Below are 14,709 nucleotides of genomic sequence, written 5' to 3'. Positions count from 1 at the left end.
CCTAATAGAACTTTATATAAGCCTAAGGCAATATTAGAATTGCCAGCAGGCCCAATTTCAATCGGGTCAAACTTTTATATACAACGTGAACCGATTGAAACTCACTGTTATGAAACTGTTATGCAGCCAGGTGCTTTAATTAGGATTAAAGCACCTAGACAAATGGGTAAAACTTCATTGATGGCTAAAATTTTACATCATGCTCAAGCCCAAGGGTATCAAACAGTTGTTATGAGTATGAGACAAGCTAATTTAAGCCTATTTGAGAATCCAAATCGATTGTTATCTTGGTTTTGCTCCGATGTAACGTATCGCCTTGGACAACCGGACCAATTGAAAGAACATTGGGATGATATATTTGGTGGCAATAGTAATAGCACTCGCTATTTCGAAAGATATTTATTATCTGAACTAAAATCGCCACTGGTGCTTGCTATTGACGATGCTGACGTTGTATTTCGATATCCAGAAATTGCTACTGATTTTTTAGGGTTGCTGCGTTCTTGGTATGAAAAAGCAAGATATGGAGTAAATAATAGTGAAATATGGCAGCGTTTGCGATTGATTATCGTGCATTCAACTGAAGTTTATATTCCTTTGACAGCACGACAATCCCCCTTTAATGTTGGGCTATCTATTGATTTGCCGGAGTTCACACCAGCTCAAGTTAACGAGTTAGCATGTCGTTATTCATTAATAGAATCATCTCATACTTGGAAAGAGGAATCTCCCAACTACATTTCTATTTTAATGGAGCAAGTAGGTGGCAATCCTTATTTGATTAAACGTACATTTCACTATCTTTCTCAGAATAATTTAGCATTAGAACAACTATTCAACTCTAACGCTATCATTACTAACATACACCAAGAAATGTTGCATCAAAAATGGCACACACTTCAGCAGTATCCAAGATTAGTACAAGCCTATAAAAAGATAGTCACTTCACCTCACCCCATTCAACTAGATCCCAAGCTCAGGTTTGAACTACAGAGCTTGGGGCTGATTAAAATGGATGAGTATGGAATTTCACCTTCCTGTCAGCTCTATGCTAACTACTTTTCTAATCATCTTAGTTCAATAAATTAAGCATAGAGACTAAGAGAGAGATTGGTAGCTTTTAATTTTAGTTGAGCAAAGCCAGCGAGCGTTAATTTTGCAAAATATTGAGTAATGGCAGCTACTCAACCAAATATACATACCTATCAGGTAGGAGGTAGTCTTGCCCCTTATGCTCCTTGCTATGTTGAACGTAGAGCGGATGCATTATTGGTAAGTGCTTTGAGCCGGGGTGAATTTTGCTATGTGCTTAACTCACGCCAAATGGGTAAATCATCTTTACGAGTACGGACAACGACCCGTCTACAGGCACTGGGTATTCAGTGCGGTGTCATCGATCTTACCGAAATTGGCACTCGTAATCTAACCCCCGATCAGTGGTATGCCAGCCTTGCTCTATGTTTGGTAAATAGTTTTAACCTTGACGTGGAGCTAGGGGAATGGTGGCGGCAGCGACTCTATCTTTCCCCTGTAAAGCGTCTAGGTGATTTTGTAGAACATGTCCTCCTAACCCAAGTTCAGGGTGATATTGTTCTGTTTATCGATGAGATTGATAGCGTCCTGAGCTTGGGGTTTTCAGTTGAGGACTTTTTTGCTCTGATTCGAGCCTGGTACAACCGACGCACCGAGTCCAGTGACTATCAGCGCTTAGCCTTAGCTCTATTTGGTGTAGCTACACCCTCAGAGCTAATCGCCGATCGCCAGCGTACACCCTTCAATATAGGACAAGCCATTGCCCTCGAAGGCTTTCAACAACATGAAGCATTGCCCTTGCTGTCTGGATTAGCCACAGTTTGTAGCAATCCAGAGGCTGTCATGGCTCAGATTTTTTCCTGGACTGGTGGACATCCTTTTTTATCGCAGAAGCTATGCCAATTGGTATGGCAAGACGCTAGAGGTGAGAGCAAGCAGAAACAAAGGATAGGGACTCAAGACCTCAGTTTCTATGGTTCACCAGCAGAACTCAACGATAGATTACCTAACCTTCAACGGCTACCTTCTAGCTACATCGATCAGCTAGTTCAAACCCATATTCTGACAAATTGGGAAAGCCAGGATGAACCAGAGCACTTAAAGACTATTCGAGACTATCTCTTAAATAATGAATACCGGGCAGGACGGCTTCTGAGCTTGTATCAATCTATTTTGGTAAAAGGGTCAGTAATACTAGACAATAGCCCAGAGCAAATGGAGCTATTACTCTCTGGGTTAGTCATAAAAGCGGACGGAACCCTGACCTTGAGAAATCGCATTTACGAGACTATTTTTAATAGCACTTGGGTCGCTCAGCAGTTAGATAAATTGCGGCCCTATGCCAGCGCTTTAAAGGTTTGGCTAAAGTCAGACTGCCGAGATGAATCACGACTGCTGCGGGGGCAGGCACTTCAAGAAGCCCTGATGTGGTCGAGTTTGCATAACTTGAGCCATGAAGACTATCAGTTTTTAGCAGCTAGTCAGACCTTTGAGCAGCAGCAGATTCAGCAGCAGCTCAAAGCTGAGCACATGCAGGTCGTTAAAGCTCAATTAGCTGCAGAAACCGAACGGGCAAGGGAAACCGAAGCCCGGCTTGCTGCCGAAACAGAAAGTGCCAAACGCCAGCGATGGCTACTCGTTGTTGTAAGCGTGGGACTGGCCGTTGCTAGTACCTTAGGGGGGACAACTTTTTTACAATATCAGCGAGCGGTTGAGAGTCAGCATCGGGCAGAGAAAAGGGAGGTTGAAGCCATCGTTTCCTCTGCAGAGGCTCTGCTGGCTTCGAGTCAGTCCCTTGCTGCAACCGTCGAAGCGACCCGAGCAATGAGGCAACTGCGGGAATTGCCTAACGTCGGTGCTGCATTGCAGTTCAAGGTCGCTCAAGTACTGCGAGAAGCAATTTATGCTGGCGCTGAGCACAATCGATTATCAGGCCATCAGGCTGGGGTTGAAGATGTAGCTATTCATCCCGATAGCCAAATAATAGCTTCAGCCAGTACGAGTAGCACCATTAAACTGTGGCAATCAGACGGTACTTTGTTGAACACTTTAAGAGGGCATCAAAGTATTGTTTTAAGCGTTGATTTTAGTCCGAATGGTCAACTGATAGCCTCTGGTAGTTACGATAAAACCGTCAGGCTCTGGACTCTAGATGGTACCTTGGTTAGAACTATCGAAACCCATGGGGATGACGTGACGTCGGTGGTGTTCAGTCCTGATAGCAAACGGATTGCATCTGCGAGTGTTGATTCAACCATCAAGATATGGGGAATTGACGGAACTCTAATTCATACGCTTAAAGGGCATCGTCAACTAGTCAGAAAATTAGAACTTAGTCCGGATGGTCGATACCTGGTATCAGCCAGTGACGACAAGACGATCAAGTTATGGCGTTCGGACGGCAGCTTTGTCAGAACCATAGAAGAACATTGGCTAGGGGTAAATGGTGTGGCCTTTAGCCCCGATGGCCAGGTAATTGCATCGAGTAGCTTGGACAATATTAAACTCTGGACCTTAGACGGTAGTTTGTTAAAAACCCTTGAAGGAGGCGGTGCCCATGTAACATTTAGTCCCGATGGCCAGGTCGTTGCAGCGGTAAGCGATGGTGCTATTCGGCGCTGGACACTTGAGGGGACACCGCTGCCAAAATTGTATACGCCTAAAAATCACGGGATTAGTCAGATTGTGTTTAGTCCCAACGGTCGATTTTTGGCGTCTGCTAGTAGCGATCGCACAGTCAGACTCTGGCAAATCAAAGATACTCCGCTAACGTTCCTGGGACATCCATTGGAAACCCACCAAGTTACCTTTAGCCCAGACGGCAAGAGCATTGCCACAGCCGGCTGGGATCACACGGCTAGGCTGTGGCAGACAACTGGTGAGCCATTACAAATTTTTGAAAGCCCTATTAAGCACATGGGTTACAAGGGACGAGTTAATGGAGTTAGCTTCAGCCCTGATGGTCAATTGATGGCGTCTAGTGGTGCCGACAAAACGATTAAGCTCTGGCAGTTAGACGGAACGTTACTTAAAACAATAGACATCGGTAATGACAATGCCCAAGTGTATGCGACTACGTTTAGCCCCGATAGTCAGTTGCTGTTGTCGATAGCCTGGGGTGGTCCCATCCAACTCTGGAATACAAAAGGGACGCTAGTTAGAACCTTGGAGGGAAGTGAGAAAAATGGTGGAAGAGGAGCCTTTAGTCCTGATGGTCAGTTAATAGCGGCCCCCGTAGGAATTGGTGATGTCGTGAAACTTTGGCGACGAGACGGAACTCTGTTGCAAACATTTCAAGGACATGAAGGTTGGGTGACCCAGGTAATATTTAGTCCCGATGGACAGCATCTGCTTTCAACCGGTGGAGACAAAACCATAAAAATCTGGAACCTGGACGGCACGTTGGTAAGAACGATTGAAGCCCACGATGATGTAATTAAAGCGCTGGCCATTAGCCCCGATGGACAACTGATTGCTTCCGGTGGACGAGACGCAATTCTTAAGCTCTGGACATGGGATGGGACTCTGGTGGCTGCATTGCCTCAGTCAAACTTGGTCTGGGGGATTGCCTTTCACCCTGATGGCCATCAACTTGCTTGGACTGGCATGAATAGTGTGACCATCTTAAACGACTTAGACCTAGCTCTCAACCCTGATCGTTTACTCAGTCAGGGGTGCCGTTGGGTCCAGGACTATCTGCGGACAAATCCTGACCTAGACGAGAGAACTCGTCAGCTGTGCACAGACATTGATTAAGGTCATACTATGCCAGCAAGATTTAAGAGAAGCTTTTTACTAACAAGGAACCATTATCCACATGCTGCCAGAACCATTGCTTCATCTTAGAGCTGCTATCAGACGGGGTTGTTATCCTGATGAGCGAGATATTAGCTGGTTGGCACAGAACCTAAACTATCTTGAGTCTTTAGAAACCGATGCCAGAATAGAGATTCAGCAGTGGGTGGAATCAAACCAAGTTCTGCAAACAGTATCTATCGTAATGCCAGGAAGCAGTGGCAACGAGGAAACTAATACGACATCTTAAGGAGATGCTGCTGACTCAAAGAGCTGAGTCCATCTCTACAAATAGACTGTCTTTCATGCCTCAATCGACTGATGGAGGAGTTTTTTATCTAATCGGTTCATGCTCTAGTAAGACGATTTAGGTGGAAAAATTAAAAAAGCGCAAGAATGCGAAAGATTGTTGTCATTTAGCAAGAATGTGAAAGAAAATCAGGCAAAAAGGCCTGTAGATTAGAACAGTCGATGAGCTAACTCTACTTGTAATTTAAGAGAACTCAAAAATGTCTATCCATGAGCTTCTGACACCACAAAATTGTGCTGTTCTATTTATTGATCACCAGCCGCAAATGCTATTTGGTGTTGCGTCTATCGAACGTCAACTGTTAATTAACAACACTGTCGGATTGGCTAAAGCTGCCAAGGCTTTTAATGTTCCAACAATCCTCACGTCTGTAGAGACCAAAAGCTTTAGTGGGTATATTTGGCCCCAATTAACAGAACAGTTTCCTGATCTTGCCCCCATTGAACGTACCTCTATGAACTCTTGGGAAGATGAGGGGTGCCGGGCAGCAGTTGAGCGCACTGGCCGCAAAAAACTGGTGATCGCGGCCCTTTGGACAGAAGTATGTCTTACGTTTCCAGCCTTGGAAGCGATTCGTGATGGCTATGAGGTTTATGCGGTAGCCGATGCATCAGGCGGTACCTCTCCCGTTGCCCATGACATGGCAATGCAGCGGATGATTCAGGCGGGTGTTGTGCCGGTAACCTGGCAACAAGTCTTGCTAGAGTTTCAACGCGACTGGGCTCACAAAGAAACCTATAACGCTACTATCGAGATTGCTAAGGAGCATTCTGGAGCCTATGGTACGGGCGTGGAGTACGCTTACACTATGGTACATGGTCAGCCCCCCAGCGTGCCTACGCCTGAACCTGTTAAAGTCGGCGCTTAGTGAAAAATAAATTAACCGAAGGTCCTGTAGGTCCTCATTTGGTAAAGCTGACCCTGCCGATGGTGTGGGGTCTGTTTGCCTTGATTGGTTTTAATGTGGCAGATACCTACTTTGTTGGCCAACTGGGAACAGCCCAGTTGGCCGCTATGAGTTTTACCTTTCCAGTTGTTTTGACCATCGGTAATTTAGCTTTTGGCATCGGTATTGGCGCATCGTCTGTGATTGCTCGGGCCATTGGCAAGGGCGATATGCGTCAAGTTCAGCGCTTTACAACCAACAGTCTTACCCTGGCACTCACTGCTGTCATTATCTTTGTTGCCTTGGGTTTGCTCACCCTGGATCCTCTCTTTCAGGCATTGGGGGCAGATTCTGAAACCCTGCCCTATATCCGCGACTATATGCGGATTTGGTACCTCGGTATCGTCTTTATGGTCGTGCCTATGGTAAGCAACAGCGTGATCCGGGCAGCGGGCAATACCTTAGTTCCCAGTCTGATGATGACCTTGGGTGCTACCCTAAACGTCCTGCTTGATCCCCTATTAATTTCCGGTAATTTAGGCTTTCCCCGATTAGAATTACAGGGAGCTGCCCTAGCCACGGTAATTGCCCAGGGAACAACACTGGTCGCCTCCCTAGCCGTGTTGCGCTTTAAAGAAAATCTGCTCTCTACCCAACTGCCCAGCCTAAAGGAAACACTGTGGTGTTGGCGAGATATTTTGGTAGTGGGGCTACCGGCAGCGGCAGCGAGTATGATCACCCCGATATCCATGGGAGTGATTACCAGCTTCTTAGCCAGTTATGGAGCAGCTGCCGTCGCTGGATTTGGCTTAGCGTCACGGGTAGAGTCATTAGCCTTGATTGCAGCTATGGCCCTGGCAAGCAGCATCGGACCTTTTGTAGGGCAAAATTGGGGAGCCCAACAGTTTGAACGGGTGCGTCAAGCGCTGCGTCAGGGATTTCGCTTTTGTCTGATCTGGGGTGTAATCATGGCGATTGGGTTGGGTCTGGGGGCGCGATCGCTAGCGGCTATTTTCAATCGAGATCCCGATGTCATTGCGATCGCAGCTCAATATCTCTGGCTAGTGCCGATCAGTTATGGTGCGGCGGGCCTACTACAGGTGGCGAGTTCTGCCTTTAATGCCATGGGTAAGCCCATCCCATCGATTGTTATGACGATTACCCACATGGTTGGGTGCTATATTCCCCTGGCATACTTGGGTGGTCGCCTAGCAGGGCCAACGGGTATCTTTATTGCGGCTGCGATCGCTAACTTAGTGGTGGGAGTGGGAGCCTATAAATGGACTCAAAAGACCTGTCAACAATCATTTAAACCCATAGGAGAGAGCGACGATTAAGACTCGCTTAAGGAGAGGATACTTCTGTGAGATAAAGACCGTCAGGGATTGGGAATCACAGCAACGGCATCAATTTCGAATAGCATTCCAGTTGAGGCCAGTCGCGGCACCGGAATCAGGGTGCTGGCAGGTTTTTTGTTTGGCCAAAATGCTCTACGAGCAGCAGAGATTAGCTGTAGTTTCTCATCGGTGTGATCCACAGACAAAATGGTGATTTTGACCACGTCGTCTGGGATTGCTCCCACGGCAGTCAGAGCTTTCTTTAAATTTCTAAATGCTTGCTCCATCTGTTCAGAAAAGCTGTCTGGATAGGTATTGCCGGGGCCAGTTGTGCCGCTGCCCTGCCCAGCAATGTAAACCAGTATGGTTCCTCCCGGTACAATGCCCGTTTGGGCAAATCCATAGGCTGTGGAGTCAGGGAGTTCAGAAGAATTGGTAAGTGCCATAGAGCCAAAATAAGCGTTATCGGATAATTCAAACTGTAAATCAAGGAATCAAATCCGCTCTGTCTAAAAATCGATTTTGGGGAGTTCGGTAAATTCGAGCACGTTCAAGTCCGGATCGCGGATAAAGATTGACGTTTTACCATCGCCAAACGTGACGGGGCCTCCTGTGATTTTGATGTTGATTGATTCAAAAAATGCTTTGGCATCTTCGATAGAGTCTATTGCGATCGCATAGTGGGTATAGCCAGGATATTTGTCTTCTACATCCATGAGAATATTTTGCTTGCCATAGTCATTCGTACCATGGGCAATTAGATTGATTTCGATGCCACTTTGATGTTTGACCACAAATACTTGTTCCTTGTGATCTGCTCGAGTGACCTGAAAGCCTAGCGTTTTGTAAAACTGCATAGATTTATCAACATCCATCACTCGAATACCAACGTGATCTAGTTTTTGTATCTGCATACTTTATCTTTTGAAGTTTAGACGAAACACTACCTGTAATCTTTTTAAGAGTATGTGTCTAAATTCCAGTTATCCCATAACAACAGTATCAAATTGAACCGGAAGCAACAGCAACAGCATCGATTTCGAAAAGTACTCCGGGGGCATAGAGTACCGGTACTGGGATCAAAGTGCTAGCTGGTGGGTTATCACCGAATACAGCCTTACGCTTTTCCACAAGATAAGCAAGTTTCTCGGCATCATGGTCTACGATTAACAATGTTATCTTGACGACATTTTCGGCATTTGTGTCCGCAACATCTAGCGTGGCGAGCAATGCGTCAAAGGCTCGGTCAACCTGGCTTTCAAAGTCATTAGGACCATCCTCAGAAATCCCAACCTGCCCAGCAACATGAATAAGTTTAGCGTCCGCTGCTGCAATCGTTGCCTGGGAATATCCATATTGCAACGAGTTTGCTAACTCTGGCGGGTTTAGAGCCCGTTTGAATTCCTCATGGGCTGAAACTGCAGCCACTAAAAGCCCTGAAGCTAGCAGTCCAGCCAGAAAACCAGATATCCGTAGTCTGGTGAATTTACTCGTAAGTTGAGATTTCATTGAGAAAAGCCTTCCTAAAAATAACGTTTGGTCGTGTTATCTAAGCGGTAGTGCTATTGGGCGCATCGGTGCGGCATCAGCACCTCGTAGCCTCAACGAACCGCCAATAAAAGCAAACTCGTAGATCTTGTCTTTCGAGATGTCTTCTAGATAAACCAATTCCATGATAGGGATACCATGCTGTGCCAGGAGATAAGTATGGACTGGGATATAATTGCCCTCCACCTCTGATGGAAATGCCTCCAGGCTGAGATTGTCTGCACCAACTATCATCGCGCCACTCTCAACAAGATAGCGGGCACCGTCCATGCCTAATCCCGGCGGATTTTCGAGATATGCTTCGGTATCATCGTAACGGCGCATACGACCGGTGCGAATGAGCACAACATCACCTTCCGCTAGTTCAAGCTGCTGACTCTCTAGCGCCCCAACTAAATCATCACGCTCGACACGATAACCGGGCGAAAGTTCTGCAACCCCTTTATAGGCAGCAACATCAATCAGTACACCCCGTGCAACGATGGGCGGAATCGTCTCGGCACCGGTTTTGGTCCAACCGTGATCACCTTGGTACTCCTCTGCCGAAAAACCATTATAAATTTCCCCATTAAGACCAAAGTGATTGAGCGCATCAATGTGGGTTCCAGTGTGCGAGTACATAGAAAATGCACTGCCGGTATAGCTCACATGCTCGTTCATTTCCTGACCAACATTCATTGGATCAGCAATGATCGTCCCTCTAGGTGTATGGGTCATCCAGAAGTTATAACGAGGGTCGCCAGCGGGAAACCATCCGGGCATTCCCATAAAATACTCTTCTGCCAAGTCATACATGTTGCCTCCGGCGACTCGTGAGAGCACTGCCGCACGAGACTCGTCCGTCATCAGATTCAAACGTCCGAGTTCATCATCTGGCCCCCAGGGACTTTTCCCAACGGTTGGCTGGGCACCAGCAGATGATATCGTTTCACTATCAGAGCCCTGCAAATTTTCACCGACAGCTTGATGAGCGTAAGCGGATGATGTGATGGCTAGCAACACAGCACATACTCCACTTAAATATAAAAACGTCATACGTTGCATTTCCTATGCCCCTTGCGAGTTTGTTGTACGTTTATTTTTCGTCAAAGTTGTTGTTGATTCTCTTTATTGCCTTGTATAACCCACTAAAGACACCCCCAAAACCACCAAAACAACGCCTGCAATACGGGTCGGACTGGCGGTATGCTTAGTCAAACCGATGGCCCCATAGTGATCTAAAAAAAGAGCGGCAATCATTTGACCGGCAATGGTTAGAGCAAGGGCAAGAGCGGCTCCAATTTTAGGCGTTGCAAAGATTGTTGACCATACATAAAATGTACCTAAACATCCGCCAACCCACATCCACCAGGATGTTTGAGTCAGTGCAGTGGCAGCCGGTAAGGGATACCGCGCCAATAGACAGATAGCCAGAGAAGCTAACGCACCAGCCAGATATGAAATAAAGGTAACCTGCATTGCTTCACCGACATAGCGGCGTAGCAGAGTGTTCAATGCGACCTGTACTGGGAGCACGGCCCCGCCTACGAGGGCGGCTAAAAGATAGATGCTTCGTCCGTTCATATTGAGATTTCAGAATTGTTGGTATGGCATATTGTTGAAGTATTCTACAGATCTATTAAGGGGTTGACCATAAAGCGACAATATCTTGCAACGCTTGCTTTGAGTCAGCTAGCGATTGACTGCGTGCATCATCACCCCCCATCAGATTATCCGCAGCTACAAAAGAAATATCTTTAATGCCAATAAAGCCAAAAATGAGCTTTAGATAGGGGACAGCCATATCGTAACTATTAGTTGGGCTACTCTCTCGGTAGCTACCACCTTCAGCCAGAACTATCAACAGCTTTTTGTTATGAACTAACCCTTTATATCCATTTTCATCAACGCTAAACGTCCGGCCTGCTCGGACAATTTGATCGATATAAGCTTTGAAACCAGCGGGGATGCTGAAGTTGTACATGGGTACCCCAAACACATAGGCATCGGCCGCCAAAAACTCATCCACTAGATCATTAGAAGCTTGGATGGCTATTTCTTGCTCCAAGGTATGACTGCCAGGGGCACTAAAGACGGCGGCGATCCAGGCTTCAGTAATTAGGGGAACTGGATAATGGCCAAGATCACGGTAGTTGACAGTAGCGTCAGCATTTTTTAATTGCCACTCAGAAACAAACGCTTTGGTCAGAGAGCGAGAAATGGAACGATCACCCCGTGGGCTAGCATCAATATGTAGAAGATGAGTCATGACTTGTATAGAGTAGAACGTTATGGTGAACTTGTTGGGTGAGTGTAGCGTTTCAGATCCAATAGGAGTGGTAAAGAAATCAGAAAACTAATGAGAAAACAACCATCCCTTAAACCAGTGAGTTAGTCTGGGCATAATGATGTACGACAAAAAATAAACAGTGATAGCGACATCTATCGCTAACCCTAACAACCCTGGCAGCCTTTCTATAACAGGATCGATTAAAGAACCAATGCTGAGGGCCACAGCCATCACAGCCACCCAGATTAGGATGGCCTGCTTATATCGCTTAGGAGTTTTACTAGAAGGCTGCTTGGGTAGTTGAAACCACGACTCTAAACCCGTTAACGTTTGGATACTTTCTTGCTCTCGAATTAGGGGAGCAGCTCGATCAATCCATTCTTTGCGCGTTGCAGAGCTAAACCAAGCCGCGAGATGATCGTAATGATCAAACTGTAGCACGATGACATAATTTGGAGACGAGTCTGATCGTGGCCGCAGAATGCTAACCCCCAGATGCCCTTCAAACTCTCTAGCAGCGGCTGAAATTCCCTTAATCCATTCTTCATACCCCTGTTCTCGGCCTGGTTTTACCCGGTGAGTAATAACAGCCGTTACATGATGACTTTGGGTAGACGTTGATATATTGAGAGACATATTTTCTTTTATCTCCTTTGCATTACAAAGCTGAAGACCGGGATGAAGGAAGCTTCACTACTATAAACTGATCGCTGTCGCGTAAAAGAAACAATGCAATGATTGCACCTAGTACAGGTATTCCAGCCCAAAATAAATGATTGGGAGGCTCATAGGGATTTAGTAATCTCTCATAGGTCGAGAGAGTTGAGACCAGATGCATTCCTAGTAGCAATCCATAGGACCAAGTTTTAAGCAAACCCAATATAAATACTAAAATCACCAGGCTTTGAAAAATACCAATTCCAATAGATAGAGAAATTGAAATCTGTACTTTATAGAACGTCTCAAACACTTGTTGGGTTAGCTCTGGATGAATGATTTTTTCAATTGACCAGACCCCAAAAAATAGCCCAATGCTAAAGCGAATAATAGCTAAGCTGATCTGCAAAGATGATCGATTTCCCATGGTAAATAGCTCTGTTAACTGAATTGATCTCAGCCGCAATCCAACATTATCCTTTGGTATGGCTCCATAGCAGGCACATGCTCTTTTCTTGTTCTATGTCATAGACTTATTGTGGAGCTACGGAGCCACAGAGCCACATACGTGGGCAGTTTAACTTCGGCAGAATGCTTTAGCCTGCATCATCCTTCAGACATTTCCACTTCAACAACATTTTTTGCAAAGCTATTGTAAGCACTGCCAATCTGTTTGGCCATAGAGTCAGGAAAAACGTGGAACTCCCCAGCCTGTAGAGCTTTTATAATGCCCTCTGGTACTAGTGCAGGGGGGTCTGCAATTTCAGTAAGTCCTGCCGCATCGCCCATATCTGTTGCAATGGGACCTGGATGAACACTTAAAACAGTTGTTCCCTGCTCTAATAAAAGCTCACGGAGGGCTTGGGTAATAGAATATGCAGCTGCCTTTGATGCAGAGTAAGTCGCAAAGTTAGAGAAACACTTCATCGATACAATAGAATTAAGCTGAGCAAAAACGCCACCTCCATTTGCCTTAAGCACCGGAGCAAATGCTTGAGCCATGCTGAGCAGGCCATAGACATTGATATCCATCTCAAATTTGAGCGAATCAATAGCATCCGTATCTAGCGGGGTAGCGATTTTGAGCACACCCGCATTATTAATCACCACGTCCACATCTTGAGCTTTCTCTGCAGCGGTTTTAATAGAGGCTGAATTTCCTAGATCAATGGGAATGGGAATAACTTTATGGCCATATTGTTCAACTAAGGGAGAAGCACTATCTATTGTGCGAACGGCAGCGTAGACTTTCGCGGCCCCATGCTGGATGAATGAATCAACCATCACTTTGCCGATACCCCGATTTGCTCCAGTAATCAAGATAACCTTGTCTTTAATGTCGTAACTCATTTCTGTTCCTCTTTTATTGATTAGGGGTTTACAGTTTCTAACGATCCTCTAGCTTTAAGAAAAGCTGTCTGTGGTCATCACCTGCTAACTCGACAATCATGTCTGCAGTAGCTGCATGCTATGATTGGAGCAAACATTTCCAGCACTATCAGCCCGACCTTGAGAGTTGGCAAAGGTGAGTTTTTGGAATGACAATATTCATTAGTACATCATGGTGGTTTGACCTCAAGCAGCTATCGGTTCTACATAAGGAATAAAGGTACATTTTTCGGCTCCACAAATAGGGCAACTCCAATCCTCAGAAATCCCAGAAAATGGTGTGCCTGGGGCAATGCCTGACTCTGGGTCCCCGACAGCGGGGTCATAAATCATCGAGCATTTCTGGCAAATCCAAAGCTGTGTATCCGCAGGGATACTGTTGACTGTTGACTGAGTCTCTTCACCTGAGAGTACATGAAGAGCATCGGTATAACGGCGAGCATGATACTGTTCAATGCGGGTGAGTAAGCCAAAGTTGTGAGCAGCCTGACGAAAAATAGAGGCATGCTGTCGAGATTCTTTTCCCTGGGCCTCAAACTCTGCGACTGCATCACTATCGCGGTCTTGACGAGCGGCATCGGCAAACTCTGGATACATTGTGGTGTATTCATAGGTTTCACCTTCAATGGCCAGCTCCAGACACCGGGCCGCAATTTTCTGTTTTTCGGCTTCGCTCAGCATGGCAGTGTCCTCAACTACCAGCTCAGGATGCAGGAGGCGAAAATGAGCAAAGGCATGTTCGGTTTCCTGATTAGCTGTTTCTTTGAAGAGTTTAGCGAGATCGCTCATCCCTAAACGACGAGTCACTTCGGCAAAGAACAGATACTTTCGATTTGCCATTGACTCACCGCCAAAGGCTTCAGATAGATTTTGGGCTGTGTTTGAATTGGTTAAATCCATGGCTCACACTAAAATGTACATATATTATCCTGATGTTGATTGATGTTGATGGTGGCAAGAACTAAGCCAACATACGACACTTCCTGGGTAGGGCTAAAAATTTATAATGTCGCCCAGCCTCCGTCAACTAAAATTTCCTCACCCAAGACAAAGGAGGAATCATCACTCGCTAAAAACAGCACTGCTTTGGCAATCTCTTCTGGTTTGCCAAATCGGCCTACCGGAACTCGACTAATCACCTGCTGGGCTGCTTGTTCCATAGCCTCTTGAGGCAAATTCATCTTGCTCCAAATTGGAGTTTCAATAGGGCCAGGAGCTACCGCATTAACTCGAATTTTGCGATCCAGCAGTTCGGCACTAAAAGAACGAGCTAAGGAGCGAACTGCAGCCTTAGTAGCAGAATAGACAATCTCACCGGCCATTGCTTTTTGATCGAGGCAGGTTGTGGTCAAGATAATACTACCACCGTCTTTGACTAAGGGCTCTAGCTTTTGTACGGTAAAAAATACTCCCTTAAAATTAATGGCCGTTTCTTCATCAAAACTATCTTCTGTCACCTGTCTAAAGGGAGCGGCTTTTCCTACAC

15 protein-coding genes are annotated in these 14,709 nt (G+C 46.0%); 4 read left to right on the top strand and 11 right to left on the bottom strand.

The annotated features are described in order from the left end of the window. From IQ260_RS16125 to IQ260_RS16110, 4 genes are all read left to right on the top strand, one after another. On the top strand, nt 1–1,089 hold a 1,089-nt coding region (locus IQ260_RS16125; RefSeq protein ID WP_193994131.1), incomplete at its 5' end, for an AAA-like domain-containing protein. An 84-nt stretch (nt 1,090–1,173) separates the two neighbouring features. Beyond that, entirely contained in the window at nt 1,174–4,788 is a 3,615-nt protein-coding gene (locus IQ260_RS16120) for an AAA-like domain-containing protein (protein ID WP_193994130.1), read from the top strand. A 548-nt stretch (nt 4,789–5,336) separates the two neighbouring features. Beyond that, nucleotides 5,337–6,005: a hydrolase gene (locus tag IQ260_RS16115; RefSeq protein ID WP_193994129.1), complete on the top strand. Its 669-nt coding sequence runs from the start codon at nt 5,337–5,339 to the stop codon at nt 6,003–6,005. Beyond that, complete coding sequence (locus IQ260_RS16110) at nt 6,005–7,360, top strand: MATE family efflux transporter (RefSeq protein WP_193994128.1); 1,356 nt, start codon at nt 6,005–6,007, stop codon at nt 7,358–7,360. Before IQ260_RS16115 ends, IQ260_RS16110 begins: the two co-directional genes overlap by 1 nt. Before the next feature lie 41 nt (nt 7,361–7,401). Here the strand turns inward: IQ260_RS16110 and IQ260_RS16105 are convergent, their stop codons facing one another. The 11 genes from IQ260_RS16105 to IQ260_RS16055 all read right to left on the bottom strand — a co-directional run. Continuing rightward, complete coding sequence (locus tag IQ260_RS16105; RefSeq protein WP_193994127.1) at nt 7,402–7,806, bottom strand: RidA family protein; 405 nt, start codon at nt 7,804–7,806, stop codon at nt 7,402–7,404. 63 nt (nt 7,807–7,869) lie between these two features. After that, complete coding sequence (locus IQ260_RS16100; protein WP_193994126.1) at nt 7,870–8,274, bottom strand: VOC family protein; 405 nt, start codon at nt 8,272–8,274, stop codon at nt 7,870–7,872. An 88-nt stretch (nt 8,275–8,362) separates the two neighbouring features. After that, nucleotides 8,363–8,869 carry a RidA family protein gene (locus IQ260_RS16095; protein ID WP_193994125.1) on the bottom strand — a complete coding sequence of 169 codons (507 nt, stop codon included), beginning with the start codon at nt 8,867–8,869 and terminating at the stop codon, nt 8,363–8,365. A 36-nt stretch (nt 8,870–8,905) separates the two neighbouring features. Beyond that, nucleotides 8,906–9,952, bottom strand: a complete 1,047-nt coding sequence (locus IQ260_RS16090; protein WP_228016172.1) for a cyclase family protein — start codon at nt 9,950–9,952, stop codon at nt 8,906–8,908. A gap of 63 nt (nt 9,953–10,015) precedes the next feature. Next, nucleotides 10,016–10,471, bottom strand: coding sequence for a DMT family transporter (locus IQ260_RS16085; RefSeq protein ID WP_193994124.1), 456 nt, complete (start codon nt 10,469–10,471; stop codon nt 10,016–10,018). Between the two features lie 55 nt (nt 10,472–10,526). Further along, nucleotides 10,527–11,156, bottom strand: coding sequence for an FMN-dependent NADH-azoreductase (locus IQ260_RS16080; protein WP_193994123.1), 630 nt, complete (start codon nt 11,154–11,156; stop codon nt 10,527–10,529). An 87-nt stretch (nt 11,157–11,243) separates the two neighbouring features. Beyond that, nucleotides 11,244–11,813: an antibiotic biosynthesis monooxygenase gene (locus tag IQ260_RS16075; protein ID WP_193994122.1), complete on the bottom strand. Its 570-nt coding sequence runs from the start codon at nt 11,811–11,813 to the stop codon at nt 11,244–11,246. Between the two features lie 22 nt (nt 11,814–11,835). Next, on the bottom strand, nt 11,836–12,261 hold the full coding sequence (locus IQ260_RS16070; RefSeq protein WP_193994121.1) for a DoxX protein: 426 nt from the start codon (nt 12,259–12,261) through the stop codon (nt 11,836–11,838). A 179-nt stretch (nt 12,262–12,440) separates the two neighbouring features. After that, entirely contained in the window at nt 12,441–13,184 is a 744-nt protein-coding gene (locus tag IQ260_RS16065; RefSeq protein WP_193994120.1) for an SDR family oxidoreductase, read from the bottom strand. A 225-nt stretch (nt 13,185–13,409) separates the two neighbouring features. Then, nucleotides 13,410–14,123, bottom strand: coding sequence for a rubrerythrin family protein (locus IQ260_RS31700; protein WP_193994119.1), 714 nt, complete (start codon nt 14,121–14,123; stop codon nt 13,410–13,412). Nucleotides 14,124–14,224: 101 nt separating this feature from the next. Continuing rightward, nucleotides 14,225–14,709, bottom strand: a 485-nt coding sequence (locus IQ260_RS16055) for an SDR family oxidoreductase (RefSeq protein ID WP_193994118.1), incomplete at its 5' end; no start/stop codon positions are given.

The organism is Leptolyngbya cf. ectocarpi LEGE 11479 (assembly GCF_015207065.1).
Taxonomy (GTDB): domain Bacteria; phylum Cyanobacteriota; class Cyanobacteriia; order Phormidesmidales; family Phormidesmidaceae; genus Leptothoe; species Leptothoe ectocarpi.
The sequence above is the reverse complement of the archived record's forward strand: the minus strand, read 5'-3'. Positions and strand labels throughout refer to the sequence as shown.